The sequence below is a fragment of the Actinomyces oris genome, from assembly GCF_006546825.1.
Classification (GTDB): domain Bacteria; phylum Actinomycetota; class Actinomycetes; order Actinomycetales; family Actinomycetaceae; genus Actinomyces; species Actinomyces oris.
Genome location: NZ_VICC01000001.1, coordinates 1 through 22,207 on the forward strand (window position 1 = coordinate 1; position 22,207 = coordinate 22,207).

General features: G+C 70.5%; 19 protein-coding genes and 1 pseudogene. 2 read left to right on the forward strand and 18 right to left on the reverse strand.

Translation table 11 applies throughout. The features are described 5' to 3' along the window. The 17 genes and pseudogenes from FK267_RS00005 to FK267_RS00085 form a co-directional block, all read right to left on the reverse strand. Positions 1 to 412, reverse strand: a pseudogene (locus tag FK267_RS00005) (alpha/beta hydrolase); the annotation flags it as partial. A gap of 81 nt (positions 413 to 493) precedes the next feature. Then, positions 494 to 1,078, reverse strand: coding sequence for a hypothetical protein (locus FK267_RS00010; RefSeq protein WP_141405745.1), 585 nt, complete (start codon positions 1,076 to 1,078; stop codon positions 494 to 496). Positions 1,079 to 1,196: 118 nt separating this feature from the next. Next, a complete protein-coding gene (locus FK267_RS00015) occupies positions 1,197 to 2,450 on the reverse strand; it encodes a DNA polymerase III subunit delta' (RefSeq protein ID WP_141405746.1) in 1,254 nt (417 codons plus the stop codon). Further along, complete coding sequence (gene tmk, locus FK267_RS00020) at positions 2,447 to 3,235, reverse strand: dTMP kinase (protein ID WP_141405747.1); 789 nt, start codon at positions 3,233 to 3,235, stop codon at positions 2,447 to 2,449. The genes FK267_RS00015 and tmk overlap by 4 nt, the downstream gene beginning before the upstream one ends. Before the next feature lie 135 nt (positions 3,236 to 3,370). Then, on the reverse strand, positions 3,371 to 4,174 hold the full coding sequence (locus tag FK267_RS00025) for an ABC-2 transporter permease (protein WP_141405748.1): 804 nt from the start codon (positions 4,172 to 4,174) through the stop codon (positions 3,371 to 3,373). A gap of 43 nt (positions 4,175 to 4,217) precedes the next feature. Next, on the reverse strand, positions 4,218 to 4,946 hold the full coding sequence (locus tag FK267_RS00030; protein ID WP_141405749.1) for a hypothetical protein: 729 nt from the start codon (positions 4,944 to 4,946) through the stop codon (positions 4,218 to 4,220). After that, positions 4,943 to 5,656 carry an ABC-2 transporter permease gene (locus FK267_RS00035; protein ID WP_141405750.1) on the reverse strand — a complete coding sequence of 238 codons (714 nt, stop codon included), beginning with the start codon at positions 5,654 to 5,656 and terminating at the stop codon, positions 4,943 to 4,945. Before FK267_RS00035 ends, FK267_RS00030 begins: the two co-directional genes overlap by 4 nt. Further along, complete coding sequence (locus FK267_RS00040) at positions 5,649 to 6,476, reverse strand: ABC transporter ATP-binding protein (RefSeq protein WP_141405751.1); 828 nt, start codon at positions 6,474 to 6,476, stop codon at positions 5,649 to 5,651. The genes FK267_RS00035 and FK267_RS00040 overlap by 8 nt, the downstream gene beginning before the upstream one ends. After that, complete coding sequence (locus FK267_RS00045; RefSeq protein WP_003787881.1) at positions 6,473 to 6,883, reverse strand: GntR family transcriptional regulator; 411 nt, start codon at positions 6,881 to 6,883, stop codon at positions 6,473 to 6,475. Before FK267_RS00045 ends, FK267_RS00040 begins: the two co-directional genes overlap by 4 nt. A 259-nt stretch (positions 6,884 to 7,142) precedes the next feature. Further along, entirely contained in the window at positions 7,143 to 7,808 is a 666-nt protein-coding gene (locus tag FK267_RS00050; RefSeq protein WP_075379078.1) for a DUF3060 domain-containing protein, read from the reverse strand. Positions 7,809 to 7,888: 80 nt separating this feature from the next. Continuing rightward, on the reverse strand, positions 7,889 to 9,127 hold the full coding sequence (locus FK267_RS00055) for an OmpA family protein (protein WP_141405752.1): 1,239 nt from the start codon (positions 9,125 to 9,127) through the stop codon (positions 7,889 to 7,891). Between the two features lie 133 nt (positions 9,128 to 9,260). Continuing rightward, positions 9,261 to 10,517 (reverse strand): sensor histidine kinase, encoded by a 1,257-nt coding sequence (locus FK267_RS00060; RefSeq protein WP_141405753.1) that lies wholly within the window; start codon positions 10,515 to 10,517, stop codon positions 9,261 to 9,263. Beyond that, a complete protein-coding gene (locus FK267_RS00065) occupies positions 10,514 to 11,242 on the reverse strand; it encodes a response regulator transcription factor (protein WP_075379077.1) in 729 nt (242 codons plus the stop codon). Before FK267_RS00065 ends, FK267_RS00060 begins: the two co-directional genes overlap by 4 nt. Positions 11,243 to 11,249: 7 nt before the next feature. Next, positions 11,250 to 11,867 carry a DUF3060 domain-containing protein gene (locus FK267_RS00070; RefSeq protein WP_075379076.1) on the reverse strand — a complete coding sequence of 206 codons (618 nt, stop codon included), beginning with the start codon at positions 11,865 to 11,867 and terminating at the stop codon, positions 11,250 to 11,252. Between the two features lie 415 nt (positions 11,868 to 12,282). Further along, a complete protein-coding gene (topA, locus tag FK267_RS00075) occupies positions 12,283 to 15,195 on the reverse strand; it encodes a type I DNA topoisomerase (protein ID WP_075379075.1) in 2,913 nt (970 codons plus the stop codon). A gap of 222 nt (positions 15,196 to 15,417) precedes the next feature. Further along, positions 15,418 to 16,752, reverse strand: coding sequence for a PAS domain-containing protein (locus FK267_RS00080; protein ID WP_141405754.1), 1,335 nt, complete (start codon positions 16,750 to 16,752; stop codon positions 15,418 to 15,420). A 169-nt stretch (positions 16,753 to 16,921) separates the two neighbouring features. Further along, the gene (locus FK267_RS00085) at positions 16,922 to 18,274 is read right to left on the reverse strand and encodes a PAS domain S-box protein (protein WP_009405879.1); all 1,353 of its coding nucleotides are present in this window, start codon (positions 18,272 to 18,274) and stop codon (positions 16,922 to 16,924) included. 302 nt (positions 18,275 to 18,576) lie between these two features. Here FK267_RS00085 and FK267_RS00090 point away from each other — a divergent pair, with 302 nt between their 5' ends. Both FK267_RS00090 and FK267_RS00095 read left to right on the forward strand, forming a co-directional pair. Next, the gene (locus FK267_RS00090) at positions 18,577 to 19,323 is read left to right on the forward strand and encodes a response regulator transcription factor (protein ID WP_009406511.1); all 747 of its coding nucleotides are present in this window, start codon (positions 18,577 to 18,579) and stop codon (positions 19,321 to 19,323) included. A gap of 10 nt (positions 19,324 to 19,333) precedes the next feature. Continuing rightward, positions 19,334 to 21,016, forward strand: a complete 1,683-nt coding sequence (locus tag FK267_RS00095; RefSeq protein ID WP_198498111.1) for a sensor histidine kinase — start codon at positions 19,334 to 19,336, stop codon at positions 21,014 to 21,016. Between the two features lie 176 nt (positions 21,017 to 21,192). Here the strand turns inward: FK267_RS00095 and FK267_RS00100 are convergent, their stop codons facing one another. Next, the gene (locus FK267_RS00100; protein ID WP_141405755.1) at positions 21,193 to 22,176 is read right to left on the reverse strand and encodes a phosphatase PAP2 family protein; all 984 of its coding nucleotides are present in this window, start codon (positions 22,174 to 22,176) and stop codon (positions 21,193 to 21,195) included. Between the last annotated feature and the right edge of the window lie 31 nt (positions 22,177 to 22,207).

Here is a 22,207-nt window from a genome sequence, read left to right on the forward strand (position 1 = left end):
ATCCGCCGGGGCCGCCGGGGTTCATGAAGAGGGTGCCCTGGCGCACCGAGCCGGTGGCCAGGTGCTTCTTCATCGCGATCTCAATGGTCTGCCCGTCCGGCTGGGAGTAGTCCAGTGGCACGGTGACCTTGGCGCACTGAAAACCGGTCTTCTCAGCCGACTTCTCCACCCCGGCAGTGGCCACACAGTCGTACCACTCGACCTCCTGACCATAGAAGGACTCCAGCCCCTGGGGAACCGACGCCTTGGAAGAGGCTGCCGGAGCCGGCCCCACGGCGGGCAGCGCAGCAGCGGGGACCACACCGGCCCCCACCCCCAGGCACACACCCGCCACCGCCGCCAGCACCCCGGCAGACACCCGACGGCGTCGAAGCCCTCCGGGGCGTCGCCTCGCCTCCGCGAGCGCAGGCACGATCCGATTCCTTGGATGATGCTTCGTTCTCGTTTCCATACCCAGCATGGTATGAACCGGTCGGTCGGCGTGTGATCCCTCTCAGGGACGAGATGGGCCGTTGACTTCTCCCCCGCGAGTCCCGTTGCCCTTCGGGTCCTCGGCGGGCACCAGCCCCCAGGAGGCGGCCCATGCCCAGAGCCGATCGAGCTCCTCCTCCATGAGGTAGCGGGCCCTGGGCTCGGTGAGTGCTCGAGTACTCATTCCTCCCAGGACCACCGTGCCCGCCTCACCGCGCACCGTCGCCTGCACGCTCGGACCTGCCTCGCGGACACGCAGAGCGGATCGGGGTTGCCGGGTGATGTCGAAGGCCTCCCGGGAGCCGGGCCAGGAGAGGTCATAGGAGCGCATCAGCGTCCTGCTGTGGATGCCACTCCGGTCGAAAACGGTCCGCGGCCGCAGGGTCAGATAGCCCATGAGGAGGCACAGTGCCGCCGCCGCGAAGCAGGCGAGCATTCCCCGGTACTGCCCGGAGGCCATGATCGCCAGCCCGATGGCCAGACCCAGGAGGCCGACGGCGGTCAACCCCCAGGCGATGACTCGCTCCTGCAGGCTCGATCTGCGGATGATCGGCTCGAACCGAGCGGTGTGGCCGCCGTCCTCGCCCCCTGGCTGTATAACGGTCATGTCACGACTCTTCCACACCGGGCCGTGGCCGTCCTGGTTTTGACGGGCGCGTCGACAGTCGCTCGGGGGCTACGACGACGGCCTCATGCCCCACCCCAGGCCGGATGGGGCATGGCGCTCAGCTTCCTTCGGCCTGGGGTCGCAGCTGCACCATGAGGGCCTCGACGGCCAGCAGCGGAGCGGCGTTGGAGCGCAGGCGGCTGCGGCACTCCTCGATGGCGGCGATACGGGCCAGGGACTGCTCGGGGCTCGTCGTGCGGGCGGCCTGGTCGACGGCGTCGGACAGGTCGAGGTTGACGCGCTCGACATCGCTGCCCATCTGAGTGGTGAGCACGTCACGGTAGAAGGACAGCAGGTCAATCATGGCCCGGTCCAGCACGTCGGTACGGGCGCGCTTGGCGCGGCGCTTCTGGTCCTCCTCGAGCTGGCGGATCTGGGCGCGCAGGGCCGCCGGGATCTTCCCGTCGCTCTCCAGGCCGAGGGCGCGGGTGAGCTCGGCCTTCTCGCGGGCGTCGCGCTCGGCGGTGGCCTCCTTGGCCTCGGACTCGGCGGCCTCCACCAAGGAGGCGGCGGCCAGGACCGCGTCACCGACGCTGCGCAGGGAGACGGGGGCGAGCAGGAGGCGGCGGCGCCGGTCCCAGGCATCGGCGTCGGTGGCCAGGTGGCGGGCGAGCCCGATATGCGACTGGCTGGCCCGGGCGGCCCGGGCGGCCAGCTCGGGGTCGGCTCCGTCGCGGCGCACGAGGAGCTCGGCGACGGCGTCGGCCGGCGGGATCCGCAGCGTCACCAGGCGGCAGCGGGAGCGGATGGTGGGCAGGACGTCATCGGCGCTGGGGGTGCACAGCAGCCAGACGGTCTGGGGCGGGGGCTCCTCGATGGACTTGAGCAGGACGTTGGTGGTGCGCTCGGCCATGCGGTCGGCATCCTCGACGAGGATGACGCGCCAGCGCCCGGTCCAGGGGCGGCGCTGGGCCTCACCGATGAGGGTCTTGACCTCCTCCATGGTGATGATGAGCTTCTCGGTGGCCAAGCGCACGACGTCGGGGTGGGAGCCGGCCATGACGTCACGGCAGGGCTTGCACTGCCCGCATCCAGGGACGGGGCCGGTGCACTGCAGGGCGGCGGCGAAGGCGCGGGCGGCGTTCGAGCGGCCCGATCCGGGTGGGCCGGTCACGAGCCAGGCGTGGGTCATGGCGAGCCCGGCCGCCGCAGCCGCCGCGGAACCGGCTCCCCCGTCTGATCCTTCCTTGGGGGCGAGACCGGCGGCGGCCTGTGCCTCGCGCTGCTCAGCTGCTTCTCGGGCGGCCTGGGCTGCGGCGGTGAAGGCGGACACGGCATTCTCCTGGCCGACGACGTCCTCCCACACACTCATGAGCGCGTCTCCTCGCCCGACCCGGCGGCGCTGCGGCGGGCGGCGGCCTCCACGAAGGCCTCCAGGCCCAGGAGCACCCCCTGGTGGGCCCCGCCGTGGGCGAGGTGCACGCCGTGACGGCGCACGGCGGCGACAACGGCCTCGATGACGTCGTCGGCCACCTGGTCGACGGGCCGGTCGGCGTCGACGACGACGAAGCGCTTGGGCTCGGACTGGGCCAAGGTGAGGAACTGCTCGCGCAGGGCCACACGGAAGGCGTCCCCCTCCTGCTCGAGGCGATCCTTGGCGCCGCGGCCGGTGGTGCGTCGCTCGGCCAGGTCGGGGTCGCCGTCGAGCAGAACGGTCAGGTTCGGCAGGAGGCCCTCGGTGGCCCACAGGGACAGGTCGCGGACCTCCTGAGGGCCGAGCGAGCGAGCCGCCCCCTGGTAGGCGACGGAGGAGTCGAGGTAGCGGTCGGCCAGGACGACGGCGCCGCGCTCGAGGGCGGGCCGCACGCGGGTGGCGATGTGGTGGGCGCGGTCGGCGGCGTACAGGAGGGCCTCGGCGCGCGGGGCGACGTGCCCGCCGTGCAGGAGGAGGCGGCGGATCTCGACGCCGAGCTCCGTGCCGCCCGGCTCACGGGTGAGGATGTGGTCCACGTCCGCTGCGGTCAGCAGGTCGGCGAGGATGCGGATCTGCGTCGTCTTGCCGACGCCGTCGCCTCCCTCGAAGGAGATGAACAGACCGGGGCCGGACGGGGGCGGGACGGGGGCGCCGGGAGCAGCGGGCGGGGCAGCGGTGGTCACGAGCCCAGGGTAACGGCCCGTGGGGAAGGTCCCGGGAGCGCATCCCGGTCACCGTTGGGCGCACTGAACGAAGCCAGGCCCTCATCCGTGAAACGGCGTCCTCACCGACACCACTCGTATTCTCAGGCGATCCTCTCAGTGGTCCTGTGTGAGGTAGACACGGCAACAGATCTGCCAGGAGGCGCCCAGTCCCACTGCGGAGAGCGCGGCGATGAGCCCAGACCCCCAGGCCAGCACCACCTGCCGGGGCATGGCCTCCTGCGCGATCACCACCCCGATGACCGCGGGCAGAGTCACGATGACACAGACGGCAAGGCCCCACAGGTCGAGCACCGGCTGGGAGGAGGTTCCGCCGCGAGCCACGAGCAAGGGAGGCATCACCACGACAATCACCCCCAAGCCGATCAGAAACGTCAGATGCAGGCCCACGGCATCATCCGATGCCACACCTCCGAGCAGCACCGCTGCGGAGGTCCCGAGGAGCATGATCGCCCAGCCGACCACGAGCAGGAGGTAGCGGGCAGCCAGGACATCGAGACGGCTGACGGGCAGTGCCCCGTAGAGCTGGCGCATCTGGGTCTCACGGGAGGGCCGCCACAGATCCACGCCCACCACCAGCACAGCGCCCAGCAGGTAGTACACCAGGTTCTCCGGGGAGAAGATTCCCAACCAGCCCCTCAGCCCGGGCACGGCCGCCCCCAGGGCACCGAGCGCGCACGGCCCCAGCAGCGCCGCGGTGTCCCGTAGCCTCCAGGTGAAGAGCAGCTCCAGGCGCATGACGGCGCGCACCGTTTCCCACCGGCTCAGGGCACCCGGCCCCCGCACCGCCGCAGGCGCACTGGGAGCCTGAGTGCCGCAGGACTCGGCGGCAGCGGGCAGGGTGGCTGCGGCCCGCGCAGCAGACACGACGGACTCGGGCATGGGCACGGACTCGGGCATGATCTGTCTCCTCACTTCTTCTTGCTTCTTCCTCGGCCGGGCCTCAGTGGTCCTGGCGCCCGTACCAGCGGAGGGCCACCACCAGGGAGGCGCCCAGGAGGGCGGGGCAGGACAGGGCAGCCAGGACGGCTGGCACCGGCTCGCGCAGTACCTCGGCCACGGGTCCTGCCAGCAGCGGGGTGCCGCCGTAGAGGGCCCCGGCTCCCGCCCCGAGGCACAGCCCCCACATCCACAGGGCCCGCTCGGGGGCCAGGCACAGGAACAGGGGCAGCCCGAGGGCCGCGGACAGGCAGATGACGAACAGGCCGGCCATGAGACCACCCCAGTCACCGGTGAGAGCGGCCGCCGGTACGCGGACCAGGCCGGAGAGGAGCGCCAGGGCGACCCCCTCGGCCCAGCGGGCACCGACCAGCTCGCTGCGCCGCAGCGGCAGCGCCCCGTAGAGGCGCTCCAGGTGGTGAGCGGACTCGACAGCCCTCTGGGCGTACTGGGCGCACAGTCCCAGGGCGACCCCCGCCATCACCGTCGTCTGCAGACGGCCGGCCAGGACGTCCATGGCGATGAACAGCGCGAGCGACAGGGGCAGGAGGAGCAGTGGACCACGACGGCGCAGCACGATGAGGTCGAGTCGCAGCACCGCCTCCACCCTGGCGCGCGCCATCTCGCCGCTGCCGCTTCCGGGGTCGGACGGCCCAGTCGGCGCAGCCCCTCCGATACGCCACCCTCTCACCGACACCGCCCTCGTCGTCGTCCCCATCATCGTGGCGCTCACTGGTCCTGCTTGAGGTAGAGGCGGTGGCTCAGCACCCACAGGCCGATGAGGGCGCAGGCCCCCAGGGCCAGAAGCAGGCCGCCTCCCGTCGTCGTCCCCGCAGCGAGATCCCGGATCGGCCCGAAGCTGGATACCAGCAGGCCCAGCGCCCCGATGGCGAGGATCGCAACCGTCCAGACGAGCAGACCGAGCCCACGCCTGAAGTGCAGGAACACGGGAATTCCCACGGCCTGCCCCACGATGAGGACGAGAGGAAGGACGAGCAGCCGCCCCGGGTGTACGCCCAGGGGGAGGCCTATGGCCGCGTAGAGGGCCGAAGCGGTCAGAAGATGCAGCATCGCGAGCGCCCAGTAGGAGTTGACGACGTCGGACCGGGAGACGGGCAGGGAGGCCAGCAGACGGTTGATGTCGGAGTGCTCGGCCATCACTCCCGATAGACCCCCGGCCAGGGCGGTCCCCGCGAGGAACCCACTGACCGGGACGATACTGCCGGAGACGATGCCGGCGGCGCCGAGAATGAGGAGAAGGCCGAGGAGGGAGGGCAGAGGACCTCGCAGGCTCAGAAGGTGCAACCGCACCAGCGAGATCACCCGAGCGCCCCGTCCGGGCCCGCCCGCGGCACCCCTCATCGTCACACCGGCCGGCGCCTCGGCCACTGCGACTGCCTCGGCGGGGTGCTCGCGCAGATCCGTGGTCATGAGGTCATTCACGGCCCGCCTCCTTGGCGATGTGCACGGCGAGGTCCTCGATGGTGGGGGCCTCGACGACGATGCGGTCCGTCAGCGCGTCTGCGGCGTCGGTCGGCATCATGGCCTCCCAGCCCAGCGACGTGCTGCGCAGCCCGAGGCTGGCCTGGCGCACGGCGTCGGTCAGGTGCTCGGGGATGCCGCGCACGAGTCGGAAGGAGTCGATGATCTCCTCAGCGGTGCCGTTGGCCACGACCCTGCCCCGACTGAGGATGACCAGGTAGTCGGCCAGCCGATCGAGGTCGGAGGTGATGTGGGTGGAGAACAGGATGGTGCGGCCCTCCTCCACCATGAACTGGGCGAGCATGTCCACCATCTCGCTGCGGGCCAAGGGGTCCAGCCCGCCGGTGGGCTCGTCGAGGATGAGCAGCTCGGGATCGTGGGCCAGGGCCACCGCCATCTGCAGGCGCATGCCCATGCCTCGACTGAGCTCCTTGACCTTCTTGGTGGGATTGAGGCCCGCAGCCTGGAGCTCGGCGTCGTAGCGCTCCTGGGACCAGGTGGGGAAGAAGCGCCCGATGCCGCGGCCCAGGTCCTTCAGGCGCCACTCGGGGTTGTAGGGCGGGGCGTCGAAGACGACGCCGATGCGCTCGTGTCCCACAGTGGTGGCCGAGCCGGAATCCGGGTGGATCATGCCCAGGGCGGCCTTGATGGTGGTGGTCTTCCCCGAGCCGTTGGCCCCGACGAAGCCCGTCACGTAGCCGGCGGGGACGGAGAAGGTGACGTCGTTGAGGCTGAAGTCCGGGTAGTGCTTGGTCAGGTGGGAGATCTCGACGGGGTTCACTGCTTCTCCTTGGAAGTGGCGGGGGTGGCGGAGGTGGCGATGATGGTCTGCAGCATGGTGTGGAGCTCCTCATCGCTGAGCTGGGCGAGGCGCGCACGCTCCACGGCACGGTCGAGGTGCTCCTCGACCTCCCGCAGCACCTGCTCGCGCACCAGCTCGGAGTCCCGGGGCAGGACGAAGTAGCCCTTGCCGGGAACATTGGCCAGGAAGCCTTCGGCGACGAGGTCGGAGTAGGCGCGGGTGGTGGTGATGACGCTGACGCGCAGGTCCCGGGCCAGAGCCCGGATCGAGGGCAGCATCTCGTCGGCCTCCACCTGGCCGGTCAGGATCGCGTCCCTGACCTGCTGGGCGATCTGCTCGTAGATGGGAACTCCTGCCGTGTTGGACAGGACGACCGAGAGCGGCATGGCAACTCCTTCTGTACATACACACTATAGACAGTATGTGCACGGGGGAGTCAAGTGCTGGTCCACCGCATACGGCGTGGGACACCTGTGGCCGAGGCGCCTCGGAGCAGAGACGACCCCGGCGACCAGGCCCAGGTGCAGGCCCAGTCGCCGGGATTCAGGAACGGGGCCGGTCACCTCACCCTTCAGACGTCGCCGCTGCACGCCGTCGACTGCCGCGATGGCAGCCGGGCGGGGGAAGGCGCGGCGAGGCGGGGCTTCAGCCCTCGCTTCCCTGCTGGCGGGTCTCAGTGTTGCGGCCGAAGTCCTCCACCTTCGGACTGTTGCCGGCCCAGACCACCTCCGCGTTGGTTCCCTTGATGACGACGCGGTCGACGTCCTTGACGTAGACGGTGACGTTGTTGCCGGAGATGGTCAGCAGGCCGACGTAGTCGGCGAAGACCTTCGTGTTGTTGGCGGTGACACTGAGACTGTTCACCTCCCCCTCGACACGGACGTCGTCGCCGGACTTGTTCAGGAGCATGGTCGGGCTCGCCGAGACGGTCTGCTCCACGAACTCCAGGTCGCTCAGCCAGTCACTGTCGGTGATGGTCGCCCGAGCGCCGGGGCGCTCACCACTGGCAGGCTGAGCGCCGGCCTCGGGTGCGCTGGAGCCGACGGCGGCAGGCGAGGCCTGTTCCTGGGTACTGGGCGCAGCGGCCTGCGATCGGGGCGCCTGGGAGGCGGTCGTCGCAGTCGTTGACGGCGACGACGCTGCCGGCTGCTCCGACGGCGAGCCCTCCTGGCCCGCCGCTGCAGCGGTTCCCTGGTCGGTCGAGCCTCCACCCACTGAGATGGAGCAGGCGCTGATGCCGGTCAGGGACAGGGCCACGAGGATGACGGCGGCTGTGCGGCGAGGACGAAGGGGACGAGTGGTCGGGGACATGATTCTTCTCCGGTATTCAGATGTGGTGAGGGCAGTCGGGTGGGCATCATGCACGTGCGGTCTGATGGCCGGGTGACGGTTCAGAAGGCCGGGACGAAGACCTCGACGCGGCGGTTGAGGCGGCGACCGGCGGGGTTGTCGGAGCCGTCGGGGTTCTCGTTGGGGGCCACCGGCTTGGTCTCGCCGTAGCCGACGGCCTCCAGGTCGGCGGCCACGCCGTCGGACTTCAGGGCGCTCGAGACGGCCTGTGCCCGCTGCTCGGAGAGCTTCTGGTTGAAGGCGTCGTCGGAGACGGAGTCGGTGTGGCCCTGGACCTGAACCTTGGGGGCCTTGGAGTCCTTGATGACGGTGGCCAGGTTGGTGAGCGTGGTCGAGGCCTCGCCGCGCAGCTCCGATGAGCCGAAGTCGAACAGGACGCTGTCCTCCAGGGTGATGACGGTGCCGCAGGACTGCACGGGCTTGGCGGCGTCGATGGAGGGGAAGGTGCCCACCTTGCCGGCCTTAGGAACGGGCTTGGCCGAAATCGTGGAGCCGTTGACGATGGCGGTGCCGTCACCGTTGTTGGTGATGGAGAGCTTGCCGTCAGAGTAGGTGCCCGAGCCGTCACCGTTGTTGGTGATGGAGACCCCGGAGCGGCTGTAGGTGCCCGAGCCCTTGCCGTCGAGGGTGATGGACTCCCCCGTGGTGGAATTGCTGTAGGTGCCTGATCCGTCACCGTTGACGGTGACCGAGAGGTAGTCGTCGCTGTAGGTGCCCGAGCCGTCACCGTTGACGGTGATGGAGACCTTCCCGTCGGAGTAGGTGCCCGAGCCGTCACCGTTGTTGGTGATGGAGACCTTGCCGTCGCTGTAGGTGCCCGAGCCGTCACCGTTGTTGGTGACCGAGGTGCTCCCCGAGCTCGTGGTCATCGAGCCATCACCGCCCAGGACCGTGGAGCCGGAGACGAGCGATCCGCTCGCGTCGCAGCGGGCGGGCCTGACCGTGATGCCGGGCTGGGAGGTGATGGAGCGCGTGAGATCCGGGGTGAAGGCGCCCGTGGACTGGGTGAGCAGGCTGAGATCGGGCAGGGAGATCATGGGGATCGGGGGGATCTGTCCGGGCTCGTAGCCGGCGACGGCCTGGCCCGCAGAGGCGGCCGTTGCCGACGCCGGGGCGGAGGCGGAGCCCTGGGCGCTTCCCGCGGAGCCGGCGGAGTCCGAGCCGGCCTGACTGGCCTGGGTCTGCTGACCCTGAGCCTGCGAGGACGAGCCGCCTCCGACGGACAGGGAGCAGCCGCTCAGCGCGAGGGCGGCGATGAGGGCGAGGGAGGGCAGGGAGATGAGTGCTTTGTCATGACCTGAACGTTACTGAATCGTTGTCGCCACCCGGTTCCCGCCCTGTCGCAGGACTGCGACAGGGGCGCGGCAGGGTGACGGAGGGTTCTTCAGCCCCGGCCGCCGGCGCGCCATGCGGTCACGGCGTATCCGGCGGCCCCGCGACGGGCAGGCTCAGCCACACCCGGGTCCCCACGCCCTCGCGGGAGGCCATGCGCACGCTGCCGCCGTGGCGGCGCACGATCGTGGAGACCAGCGCCAGCCCCAGTCCCGAGCCCGGCAGGCCCCGGGCGTTGCCGGCCCGGGCCAGCTCGCTCCACACGGCCGGCAGGTCGGCCTGCGGCACCCCGATCCCGGTGTCGGCCACCTCGATGGTGACGGTTCCCGACTCCTCCCGACCGCGTACCTCCACGGTCCCGCCGGGCGAGGTGTACTTCGAGGCGTTGGAGATGACGTTGTAGACGGCCGAGTACAGCAGGTCGCCGTCGCCGCGCACATGCGACAGCGGCCACGGAACCTGCGGCAGATCCAGGCGGATTCTGGGCCCGCCACCACGCGCCGCTCCCTCTTCGCCGACCGCCTGGGCGGCGTCGTGGACGGTCTCGGCGATATCGACGTCCTCCAGTGAGAGCGCGGCCGTCTCCAGGTCGGCCAGCTTGCGCAGATCCGTCACCAAGCGCGCCATGCGGCGGGCCTGGGCATCGACGACGTCGACCCGGGCCTGCAGCTCGTGAGGCGGGGCCTGCGGCAGGTCGGCGACGGCGGCCCGCACCGCCGTCAGCGGGTTCTTCAGCTCGTGGTCCAGCCGGCGCAGGAACTGCTGGTGACGGGACCACGCCTCCTCCTGGGCCTGGCTTCGCCCCCGCTGCACCGCCAGGCGCAGCCTGCGGCGGATCACGGTCGCGGCCAGGGCGAGCAGCAGCACAACGATCCCGATCTCCGCCACCACCAGCGGCACTGCCGTCGAGATGACCACCGGAGCCAGCCCGAAGGTCGCATAGGAGACCGCCACTGCGACGGCCACGACCGCCACCGCCAGCACCCATCCGACCCAGCCGGCCCGCCGGGGCTTCTCCGCAGGGGGGTCCAGAGGTGCCGGGGCAGCTTCGGCGGCGGCCCCGGCCAAGGCCTCGACGCTCTGAGGCTCGGCCGTCGCCCGCTGCGGGTCGGCCTGCAGCGGATGGAGATCGGCCGACTGCGGACGGTTCCCCGGGTCACCCGCCATCGGGGGACTGGCCGGCTGCGCGGCCGGCACCCCGGGCCGGGTGACCGGTACCGTGCGCGGCCCACCCACGTCCACCGCCGGCTCCATGTAGCGGGTACGGCCGTCCTGCGCAGGCGCCGGACGCGGCGGGACCGAGGGCGGAAGCTGCGGCGGGATCGATGAGCCGCTCATACCCGGACCTCGGCCCGGAATCGGTAGCCGACGGAGGGGACCGTCTCGATGTAGGTGGGGTTGGCGGCGTCGTCGCCCAGGGCCTGGCGGATCTCGCGGATGCGGTGGTCGACGGCGCGCGTAGAGGTGGCGAAGTCGATGCCCCACAGGGAGGCCAGCAGGGCGTCCCGGGTGTGGAGCTCACCGGGATGGCTCATGAGGTAGTCCAGGAGCATCGTGGCCTTGGGAGTGAGCGTCACCTCGCGCCCCGACAGGGTCACCCGCCGCGAGGTCCGCTCCAGGAGCAGCTCACCGGCCACGAGCCGGGAGGCGGAGGTCAGCGGCTGCGCCATGCCACGGGTGCGGCGCAGCACCGCGCGGATCCGGGAGGCGAGCTCGGCGGGGTCGAAGGGCTTGGACAGGTAGTCGTCGGCACCGTCGTCGAGGGCTGAGACCCGCTCGTAGGAGGCATCCACCTGGGTCAGCAGGATGATGGGGGTCCAGGCCCCACCGGCCCTGACCCGCCGCACCAGCTCACGGCCGTCCATCCTGGGCATGAGGACGTCGGAGACGATGATGTCCACCTGGTAGGAGGCCAGGATGTCCATGGCCTCCGCCCCGTCCGAGGCGAGCAGGACCCGGTACCCGCCGCGCTCCAGGTAAGGACCCAGGGAGCGGCGGATGGGGGCCTCGTCGTCGACGAGCAGGACAGTGGCGGACGGAGCCGGTGCGGCAGGTTGGGTCACGACAGGCTCACTGGGAGAGCTTCCCGGTGGTGTTGTTGGCGCCGCCGTCCTGGATCGTCGGGTCGTCGCCCAGCCAGTGGACGGTGACGTTCGAGCCCTGAATGGTGAGGTGGTCGATGTCGCGGGCGTAGACGGTGACGTTGGAGCCCTGAACGATGAGGTTGTCGACGTCCTCCGCGGCGATCTTGACGGCAGAGCCCTGGACGGTCAGCGTGTCGAGATCACCGACCAGGTTGAGGGCCGCCCCAGCTCCCTGGACGGTGTACGCACCGGAGACCTCGGTGCGCTGACCCGTGCTCTGGATGTCCTTCCAGGTGGGGTCCGTGATGGGGGCGTCGTCGCCGTCCTTGTCGTCATCCTTGTCGCCGTCCTTGTTGCCGGGGGCGGCCGTGGTCTGGGCCGAGCCACCGGAGGAGGACTGGGAGTCGGCCGTGGCGGCCCCCTTGGCATCAGTCTTGGACGAGTCCTTGGAGTCGGCGCCCTGAGTGTCCTTCTGCTCGGACTGGGCGGCCGGCGAGCCGGAGTCCCCGGAGCCGGAGCCGTTGACGGACAAGGAGCAGGCGCCCAGGCTCAGGGACAGGGCCAGGGCGGCGGTGCCGGCGAGAACAATCTTGGGCAGACGCATGATGAGGTCCTCTCAGGAATCATGTGGGGAGTTGTACAAGGAATACAATACCGGCCGATTGTCCCCTCCTCGTCGCAGTGCTGTCGCAGAACTGCGACACGGGCCGCGATGATGCTCACGGGTCACTGGGCTTGCGCGGACGGGGACATTCTGCGCCGTCGGGGACCCTTGCTGGCAACCGGGGGCATTCGACGCCGTCGGGGACAGGAATCCGGTCCCCGGACGCGCGGACTGTCCCCGTGCGGCGCAGTACGCACCCGTCCGCGTGGAATGTCCCCGGCCAAGGCTCACGACGGCGGCCAGCGGCAGTGACCGGCGACGGCGGCAGTGCCAGAGGCCGCGTCAACGCCGCAGGCCTGCACCAACGCTGCACGTCCGCACCAAGGCCGCAGGCCCGCAGCACCGCGGCGGCCCCTCAGCCCTCCTTCGAGGCCGCCGCCTTGCTCGTCGCCGTCTTGGCAGTGGTCTTCTTGGTGGTGGCGGCCTTCTTCGTGGTGGTCTTCTTCGTCGTGGCCTTCTTGGAGGTGGTCTTGCGGGTGGTGCGCTTCTTGGCCGGGCCCTTGGCGCGCTTGTCCGCCAGCAATTCGAAGGCCCGCTCGGCGCTGATGGTGGCCGGGTCCTCGCTGCGGGGCACGGTGACGTTGGTCTGCCCGTCAGTGATGTAGGGGCCGAAGCGACCGTCCTTGATGACCACCGGCTTCTCAGTGGCCGGGTCCTGCCCCAGCTCGCGCAGCGGTCCGCGGGCGGCCGCCTGACCTCGACGCCGCTTGGGCTGGGCGAAGATCTCCAGGGCCTGCTCCAGGGTGACGGTGAAGATCTGCTCCTCGGTCTCCAGGGAGCGCGAGTCCGTGCCCTTCTTGAGGTAGGGACCGTAGCGGCCGTTCTGGGCGGTGATGTCCTCCCCCGACTCCGGGTCCTGCCCGACGACGCGCGGCAGGCTCAGCAGGTCCAGGGCCTGCTCCAGGGTCACGGTGGACAGGTCCATGGAACGCAGGAGGCTGGCGGTGCGGGGCTTGGGCTTGGCCGCCTTGGTGGTCTTCTTCGTCTTCGTCGATTTTGCCGTCTTCGCAGTCTTCGCCGCCTCCGCCTCGGCCGTCTCCTCCGGCTCGGGCAGGACCTCGGTGACGTAGGGGCCGTAGCGGCCGTCCTTGGCGATGATGACGTGCCCGCTGACCGGGTCGACGCCGAGCTCGCGGCCGTCGTCGGCGGCGCGGGTGAAGAGCTCGCGGGCCTTGTCCACGGTCAGCTCGTCGGGGGCGAGATCGGCCGGCACGTTGGCGCGCTTGCCCTCGGCGTCCTCCAGGTAGGGGCCGTAGCGCCCCACCCGCAGGGTGATGCCCTCGCCGATCTCGATGGAGTTGACGGCGCGGGCGTCGATCTCGCCGAGGTTGTCCACCAGCCCCTTGAGCCCTTGGGCGCGCAGCGCGGCGGCCACGGTCTCGAGCTCGCCCGAGGCGGCCTGCTCGGCACCGGCGCCTCCCTGACCGTTGTAGAAGCGCCGCAGCCAGGCGACCCGGTCCTCCTCGCCGGCGGCGATCCGGTCCAGGTCGCGCTCCATGGAGGCGGTGAAGTCGTAGTCGACGAGCTCGGCGAAGTTCTCCTCCAGCAGCCGGGTGACGGCGAAGGCGAGCCAGGTGGGCACCAGGGCCTGGCCACGGTGGTCGACGTAGCCGCGGTCGGAGATGGTGGACATGGTGGCCGCGTACGTCGAGGGGCGGCCGATCTCGCGCTCCTCGAGGGCCTTGACCAGGGAGGCCTCGGTGTAGCGCGGCGGCGGCGTGGTCTCGTGGCCAGAGGCCTCGGCGTCCAGGGCGGCCAGCTCCTGGCCGGAGATCATCGCGGGCAGGCGCACGTCCTTGGAGTCCTTGGCGGCGGCACCGGCGTCGTCCTGGTAGCGCTCGGCGTCGCGCCCCTCCTCGTAGGCGGCCAGGAAGCCGCGGAAGGTGATGACGGTGCCCGACGCCGTCAGGCCGGCCGTGGAGAAGGTGGGACCGGAGTCGCGCGACTCGCCGGCCACCGGCGTCAGCGGCACCTCGACGGTCACCGTGGCGGTCGAGCCGACGGCGTCGGCCATCTGGGAGGCCACGGTCCGCTTCCAGATGAGCTCGTAGAGGCGGAACTGGGCGCCGGTGAGCTCTCCGGAGACCTGGGCCGGGGTGCGGAAGTGGTCGCCGGCGGGGCGGATCGCCTCGTGGGCCTCCTGGGCGCCCTTGGACTTGGAGGCGTAGACGCGGGGGCGCTCGGGGACGTACTCGGCCCCGTAGAGCTCGGCCACCTGCGAGCGGGCCGCGGCCACGGCCTGACCGGACAGGACCGTGGAGTCGGTACGCATGTAGGTGATGAAGCCGTTCTCGTAGAGGCCCTGCGCCACGCGCATGGTCTCGCGCGGGTTCATGCGCAGCTTGCGGGAGGCCTCCTGCTGGAGGGTGGAGGTGGTGAAGGGGGCGGCCGGGCGGCGCTTGTAGGGCTTGTCCTCCACGCCGACCACCCGGGGCTCTCCCCGACCGATCGCCTCGGCCACGGCGGTGGCCCCCACCTGGTGGAGGTGGACGGCGGAGGCCTTGAGCGCGGCCGGGCGCAGCTGGCCGTCGTCGTTGAAATCGCGGCCGGTGGCCACGCGCCGCCCGTCGAGGGTGACGAGCCGGGCGGTGAAGGAGGCCTCCTGGCGGGCGGTGACGTCCACGGCGGACAGGACGGTGGAGAAAGTGGCCTCCACCCCCCAGTAGGAGGCGGAGCGGAAGGCCATGCGCTCACGCTCACGCTCGACGACGAGGCGGGTGGCCACTGACTGCACGCGCCCGGCGGACAGGCCGGCACGGACCTTGCGCCACAGGACCGGGCTGACCTCGTAGCCCACGAGGCGGTCCAGGATGCGGCGGGTCTCCTGGGCGTCGACGAGGTGGATGTCCAGCTCGCGGGTGTTGTCCAGGGCCCGGGTGACGGCCTCGCGGGTGATCTCGGTGAAGACCATGCGGCGCACCGGCACCTTGGGCTTGAGGACCTGCTGGAGGTGCCAAGCGATGGCCTCGCCCTCGCGGTCGTCGTCGGTGGCCAGGTAGAGCTCGTCGGCCTCCTTGAGTGCCTTCTTGAGCTGGGCGACCGTCTTCTTCTTGTCAGGGTTGACGACGTAGTAGGGCGTGAAGTCGTCCTCGACGTCGACCGCGAACTTCCCGTAGGGGCCCTTCTTCATGGTGGCGGGCAGCTCGGAGGGCTGCGGCAGGTCGCGAATGTGCCCCACGGAGGCCTCGACGTCGAACTCCGGACCCAGGTAGCCGGCGATGGAGCGCACCTTGTTGGGGGACTCCACGATGACGAGCTTGGTGGACACGTAAAGCCTTCCTCACGGGTGGTGCGCGGCTGGCCGCGACTGGTGGGTCTGCGGGCGGTTGTCGCCGAGCCCCGACGTTCGCCACGGGATCGTGAGGATCCGGGCGATCCGGGGCCCCGACGAGGGGGACGGTGGGGAGTCGGCGCGTGCCGGCTCCCAGCCGACTGTAACGCACCACCCACCTTTTCCAACCAGGCAGTGCCCGGAAGAACGACTTTCGTCTCAGATGAGCTCGGCCAGGGCGCTGCGCACGGCCGCCAGGCGCTGAGCGGCGATGCGCTCGTCGTAGGGCAGGTGCAGCCCGCGGCACTCGGCGGCCAGCTCGGCCAGGGAGCGGACCTCGGGGAAGCCTCGGGAGGTGAGCTGGGCGACCTCGTCGATGATCGGCGAACCCGAGGAGCCGGCCCCGCCGCCACGCAGGTCCACCCACTGCCCCAGGCGCCGGGCCGCGCGGTCCAGGCTGGAGGTCACGGTGCGCAGGGCGTCGTTGAGCTGGGCGACCTGGGTGCTCACGGCCTGCAGCACGGGGCCCAGGCCGCGGAAGCCGGACTCCAGCGCCTCGCACAGGTCCGTCAGGGAGTGCACGGCGTCCACCTCAGTGCCATCGAGGATGGACTGGGCGAAGCGCCCCACCATGAGGGTGATCAGGCGCATGAGGGCCACGGAGAAGCGCAGCTCGGTGACCGACTGGTGCAGGACCTTGAGCCGTGAGGGCAGCCCGTGCAGCTCGGCGCCCGCGACGCCGGTGAGCTCGGCGATGCGCTCACCGAGCATGAGCACCTTGGTCTGGGCGCTGTCGCCGACGTCGTGGGAGACCAGCTGGCCGATGCGCCCCACCCGCGCCTCCACCGCCCGGGCCGAGTCGTGGGTGGCCTCCATGGTGGTGATGAGCCGCAGGTACTCATCGAGCTCGAAGACCAGGGCATCGGTGTCCTTCTCCATGGCGGCCACCGCGTTGAGGATCCGGGCCACGGCACCCAGGCCCTCGGGGGCGGCCGCCGGGACGCGCACCCCGGCGGTGACCAGGGCGGCCACCTCACGCGGCAGGGTCGCCAAGGTCATGTCGTGCAGGGAGGGGAAGCCCAGGGCCGCCAGCTCCGCAGCCAGCTCACGGCCACCGAACTCACCGAGCTGGTGGCGTGAGGCGCCTCGGGCCTGAAGGTCGCGCTCCTTGGCGCGCACCCGGCGATAGGCCTCCTCGACCCGGTCTCTGGTGGCCCCGTCCATCGGCTTGATCCGCACCGACAGGTAGCCCTGACGCAGCGGCATGATGGTGGCGAAGACCCGATAGTCCAGGCCGTCCACGGCACGGTTGGTGATGTAGCCGCAGGCCGGGCGCCGGGTCTGCAGATCGTCCCAGATGAGGCGGAACAGACCCGCCGGCATGTCCAGGTGACGAATGATGTTGTGCGGAGCCCCGATGAGACGCTCACGCGAGTAACGCGACAGCGTATCGAACGTCCGGTTCGTGTTCTGGATGACGCCTTTGAGATCCGTGGTGGAAAAGAAGATGTCCTGCGGATCGAACAAACGCTCGTAACCGACCTGCGACTCCATGGTGCTTTCCTTCAGGGTGAATAATTCGCGGGAGCACCTCGCCAGAGGACTATTCCTTCAGCTCCTCACACAGTGCCGGGAAGAAGGTAACGAAACGTACGTGCCCGCGGAAGACAATTTATGACATTGTCACCAATAAGGTGGGACCTATATTGTAGATTATCGACAATTACTCCCCCAGGTGGCTCAGAGTCTCACGAACCGTCGCCACTCGCTGACGGATGACGGGTTCGTCCAAGGTCACAACGACACCGCGGGCCTTGGCGGCCAGCTCGGCCAACGAGGCCGTCTCCGGGAAGCCCTGCTCACCCACGGCGACGGCCTCACTCAGGGCCGCCTCGGCGTCGACGCCCTCGACGAGCGCCTGGGCCCCCTCGTCCTGAAGAGCGCGGATCCAGCGCTGGAAGGGCCGCTTGACGCGGTCGAGGTTGCTGACCACGGAGCGAAGATCGCCCTCCAGGCGCTCGGCCAGGTTCGCCGCCTCCTGGCAGGAGGGCACGAGCTCCTCCAGGTCGGAGAGCATCGCCTCGGCGAGGTCGCCGATGGCGTCGCCGGACTCCCCCTCCTGGCCGTCCAGGACGGCGGCGGCGAAGATGCCCGCCATGAGGGTGTGCAGACGCATCATCGAGCTGCGGAAGCGCACCTCGGAGGCCGCCTCGTAGAGCGCCACGAGGGAGGAGTTGAGCTGGCGCAGTACCTCAACGGCCTGAGCCCCACGCTCCTTGACTCGCTCGGAGACGGTGGGCACGGAGGACTCGGCGTCGGGACTGGTCACCTCCCCCATGAGGGAGCCCACGCGGTCGGCCCGGTCAATGACCGAGCGCACCCCTCCGGCCCAGGAGCCCAGGCCGTTGATGAGCTCCTGGTACTCGCCGAGCTGGTAGATGAGCTCGTCGGTGTCCCGCTCGATGGCGGCGACGGCCTGCAGGACGGCGGACATGGGGTTGTCCGACTCGGCGCGCGGCGGCACCCGCACGCCCTCGACGACCAGCAGGGCCAGCTCGCGCGGCAGGGCGGCCCGGGCGAAGTTGTGCAGGTCGTGGTACTGAAGCTTTGCCAGCTCCTCGGTCAGCAGCGCCGCCCCGTGCTCGGCGACCTCCCGGCGCCCGTGGCCCTCCTCGGCGTAGGCACGCTCGGCGGCGCGCACGCGGGCGTAGATCTCCTTGACGGGCGTGAACATGGCGTGGTTGGTCGGGCGCACGCGCACGGACAGGTAGCCGTCGGCCAGCGGAGCGATCGTGGCGAAAACCCAGTAGTCCCGTCCGTCCTGGGCCCGGTTGAGCACGTAGACGCAGGAGGAGCGTCCCTGCTCGAGCTCGTCCCACATGAGCTTGAAGGCACCGGCGGGCATGTCATCGTGCCGGATGATGTTGTGCGGAGAGCCGACGAGCTCCTCGGGGCTGTAACGGGACAGCGAATCAAAGACCCGGTTGGTCCTGCGAATGACACCCTTGGTATCCGTCGTTGAGAAGAACAGGTCCTCGGCACCGAAGCGGCGCTCGTTGCCATCGACGTATTCCATGTCTCTCCTGCTGTTGCTGTCTGAGGGATGTATGAGGGAAATGAGGTCGACGCCGGTTCACCGACGGCGACACACTTGATGAGGGACGGCAGAGATACACTTGGCCGCTCTCTCGGGGGCTACGCTATGAAGTAACGTTCCGGTGCACGCGAATGTGGAGATCAACAACCAAGACGCATACCCGCTTAAGCATGTCACAGCGTTCGAGCCGCCGCGTCTCCGTTCGGTCTCAGATCGGTAACACAGTCGAGACACAGGTTGCGCTGTGGTCGAGCACAGCGCCTTCCTGTTGAATAGATGACGTGACTAACGCCCCCACCGAGAACCTCACCCGTGCCGACGGCTCCCCCTTGCGCGTCCTGGTCGTCGACGACGAGCAGATGCTCGCCGACCTGCTCGCCTCCGCCCTGCGTTACGAGGGATGGGAGGTCACCACTGCCGGGACCGGGATCGCAGCCGTGCGCTCCGCCCAGGAGATCGACCCCGACGTCATCGTCCTGGACATCATGCTGCCCGACTTCGACGGCCTGGAGGTCATGCGCCGGGTGCGCGGCCACCGCCCGAACGTGCCGGTCCTGTTCCTGACGGCCAAGGACGCCGTCGAGGACCGCGTGGCCGGGCTGACCGCAGGCGGCGACGACTACGTCACCAAGCCTTTCTCCCTGGAGGAGGTCGTGGCCCGACTGCGCGCCCTGCTGCGCCGCTCGGGGGCCAGCGAGGAGAAACCGGCCTCCATCCTGGAGGTCGGGGACCTGCGCATGGACGAGGACTCCCACGAGGTCTGGCGGGGCGAGGACGAGATCCAGCTGACCGCCACCGAGTTCGAGCTGCTGCGCTACCTCATGCGCAACCCCCGCCGGGTCCTGTCCAAGCCGCAGATCCTGGACCGGGTGTGGAACTACGACTTCGGCGGGCAGGCCAATATCGTCGAGCTCTACATCTCCTACCTGCGCCGCAAGATCGACAAGGGCCGCGAGCCCATGATCCACACGATGCGCGGCGTCGGATATGTCCTCAAGCCGGCCGCCGGCACCGATGAGCGCGGCTGAGCGCCCGCCGATGTCCCAGCAGCCGGCACCGACCGGGCGGCGGATGAGCCTGCGCTCATGGCGGCCCGGCTCGCTGCTCACGCCTCCTCGCAGTCTGCGCACTCGGCTGGTGGTCGGGGTGCTCGGGCTGGTCCTGGTCATGGCGGCGGTCATGAGCGCCTTCTCCACCGTCAGCCTGCGCCACACGCTCATGGCACGCACGGACAGCCAGCTGATGGCGGCCGCCCAGCGCGCCGCCGACAAGCGCCACGACCTGACCCAGGAGGCCAAGAAGGCCTCCGATGAGGCAGCCCAGGAGGGCACGAAGAACCAGGGAGACCAGCCCGACGCGGCGGACGGAGGCCCCGGCAAGCACGGGGTCCCTCCCGGTCTGGATGCCGCCGGACAGTCGACCGGCACGCTCACGCTCATCACCACGCAGACGTCATCCTCCGACAGTGAGACCAGTGAGACCGCCGCCTACATCGACAAGAACGGCCACTACGCGTCCATCTCCAAGGAGGACTGCCGGCTGCTGCTGTCCCAGGCCACGGAGGACCACCCCGTCACCGTGGACCTGCACCACCTGGGCAGCTACCGGGTGGTGGCCACCCGCGATGAGGCCTCGGGCAGCACGGTCATCACCGGGCTCTCCCTGGAGGGGGACAAGGGGCTCATCCGCACCCAGCTGCTCATCGAGCTGACGGTGGCCCTGCTGGGTGCCCTCGTGGTGGCCCTGGCCGGGCGGACCATGGTGCGCTCCTCGTTGGCGCCCCTGGAGCGGGTGGCCCGCACCGCGCAGCGCGTGGCCTCCCAGCCGCTGGAGCGCGGTGAGGTGAGCATCGAGGACCGCGTGGAGAAGGCGGACCTGGACTCCTCGGCCGAGGTCGGTCAGGTCGGCGGCGCCCTCAACACGCTACTGGGGCACGTGGAGTCCGCCCTGGGCGCGCGCCAGCGCTCGGAGACGCAGGTGCGCCAGTTCGTGGCCGACGCCTCCCACGAGCTGCGCACGCCGCTGGCTTCGATCCGCGGCTACACCGAGCTCATCCGCCGGGAGGGGGCCGACGCCGACCTGCCGGAGGAGGCCACCTATGCCCTGGAGCGCGTGCACTCCGAGTCGGTGCGGATGACGGCGCTCGTCGAGGACCTGCTGCTGCTGGCCCGTCTGGACGCCGGGCGCGAGCTGCGCCGCGAGGAGGTGGACCTGGTTGGCCTCCTGGTGGACACGGTGGCCGATGCCCGCGCGGCCGGCCCCGACCACGACTGGCAGCTGGATCTGGCCGTCCTGGAGCCGCCGGCCGACGCCACGCCGGAGGAGGCCGAGGACTTCCTGCCCGAGCCTCCGCTGGTCATCGGTGACGAGGCCCGTCTGCGTCAGGTCGTCGTCAACCTCCTGGCCAACGCCCGGGTCCATACGCCGGCCGGTAGCCACGTGACCACGACGCTGGCCCGCGAGGGGGACACACTCATCGTGCGCATCCACGACGACGGCCCGGGGATCGCCCCCGACGTGCGCGACCGGCTCTTCGAGCGCTTCGCCCGGGGGGACTCCTCGCGCGAGCGGCGCACCGGCTCCACGGGCCTGGGCATGTCGATCGCTCTGGCCATCGTCCAGTCCCACGGCGGGAGCATTGACGTCGACTCCTCCACCGCGCCCGAGGACCACGGGACCACCTTCAGCGTCAGGCTCCCGGCCGCCGCCGTCGAGGAGTAACGGGCCGGACACTGCACGAGGGCGGGGCGCTATTCGCAGAGGGTTGTGCGTACTGCACGAAGGCCCCACCCACCCGAAGTGCACCCAACCCTCCTCCAGTAGCACCCCACCCTCGTGGAGTGAGCGGCGATCCCCCCCCTCAGTGGGGCTCGTACCCGACGGCGCCGGGTAGGCCGTCAGTCGCGGTGGCGGGCCTCGTGCTTGCGGCGGGTGCGACCCCAGTCGGTCAGCGAGACGAGCGCGGACAGGGCCAGGCAGGTGACACCGACGACGGCCACCGACCCGGTGGCGTAGGCGCCGAAGAGCTGCCAGCGCGTCTCCGGGCCGTCCAGGTGCCACCACACCCAGGCGCCCAGGCTGAGCGCCCCCAGGGTGCACACGATGCCGGCGGTCGCCATGAGAATGTTGCCGAGGAGCTGGTGCCACAGGCGCGGCCCGGCGGCCGTCACCGGGATCGTCCCCACGGTGGTCAGCCCGGGCACCTCACCGGAGCTCTCCTCCCCGGTCCCCTCGCGCAGGGACCAGGGGGCGCGCCAGGCCCCGCCGGCCACGGCGAAGGCACCCCAGGCCACAGGCACGAAGATCCCGGCCAGGACGTCGGAAGGGCGGTGCCACTGGCACACTAGGGTGGAGTAGCCCATGGCGATGGTGAACAGTCCCCCGGCCCAGGCCGACAGCGGCCGCCAGCGCCGCCCGGACAGCAGGATGAGGGCGACCGCGGCCGAGGCCGCCATGGTGGTGTGCCCCGAGGGCAGGGTGTTGGCGTTGTCCCAGCGCTCGGTGATGTTGAAGTCGGGCCGCCACAGGAACTGGTACTTGAGGATCTGGGTGGTCAGGTTGGCCCCGACCACGGCGACGACGGCCCACACCGCGCGCCGGTGGCTGCGCCGCAGCAGACCGATAACGAGGATCGTCACCACCAGGACGACCGCGGCCGGCATGGACACCACCGACAGGAGCCTGCGGGCGTGGGCGCTCACGTAGTGCGAGCCGATCTCCGAGCCCTCCAGGGCCATGGCGTCGAGGGCCTGGCCGGTGTGGGTGAACACGAACAGCCCCCACAGGCCGAGCGTCGCCGCCAGGCAGGACAGGGCCAGCAGGCCCCCGCGCAGGCGCAGCTGCCCCAGGGAGCGGGAGGACTGCGACTGAAAGGAGGCCACCGGCCGATCGTAGGTTCTCGAACGCACCAAC

Coding starts and splice junctions, on each gene's coding strand:
- FK267_RS00010 (WP_141405745.1), bottom strand. CDS start 1,078: ATGACCGTTATACAGCCAGGGGGCGAGGACGGCGGCCACACCGCTCGG.
- FK267_RS00015 (WP_141405746.1), bottom strand. CDS start 2,450: ATGAGTGTGTGGGAGGACGTCGTCGGCCAGGAGAATGCCGTGTCCGCC.
- FK267_RS00025 (WP_141405748.1), bottom strand. CDS start 4,174: ATGCCCGAGTCCGTGCCCATGCCCGAGTCCGTCGTGTCTGCTGCGCGG.
- FK267_RS00045 (WP_003787881.1), bottom strand. CDS start 6,883: ATGCCGCTCTCGGTCGTCCTGTCCAACACGGCAGGAGTTCCCATCTAC.
- FK267_RS00050 (WP_075379078.1), bottom strand. CDS start 7,808: ATGTCCCCGACCACTCGTCCCCTTCGTCCTCGCCGCACAGCCGCCGTC.
- FK267_RS00060 (WP_141405753.1), bottom strand. CDS start 10,517: ATGAGCGGCTCATCGATCCCGCCGCAGCTTCCGCCCTCGGTCCCGCCG.
- FK267_RS00070 (WP_075379076.1), bottom strand. CDS start 11,867: ATGCGTCTGCCCAAGATTGTTCTCGCCGGCACCGCCGCCCTGGCCCTG.
- FK267_RS00080 (WP_141405754.1), bottom strand. CDS start 16,752: ATGGAGTCGCAGGTCGGTTACGAGCGTTTGTTCGATCCGCAGGACATC.
- FK267_RS00085 (WP_009405879.1), bottom strand. CDS start 18,274: ATGGAATACGTCGATGGCAACGAGCGCCGCTTCGGTGCCGAGGACCTG.
- FK267_RS00095 (WP_198498111.1), top strand. CDS start 19,334: ATGTCCCAGCAGCCGGCACCGACCGGGCGGCGGATGAGCCTGCGCTCA.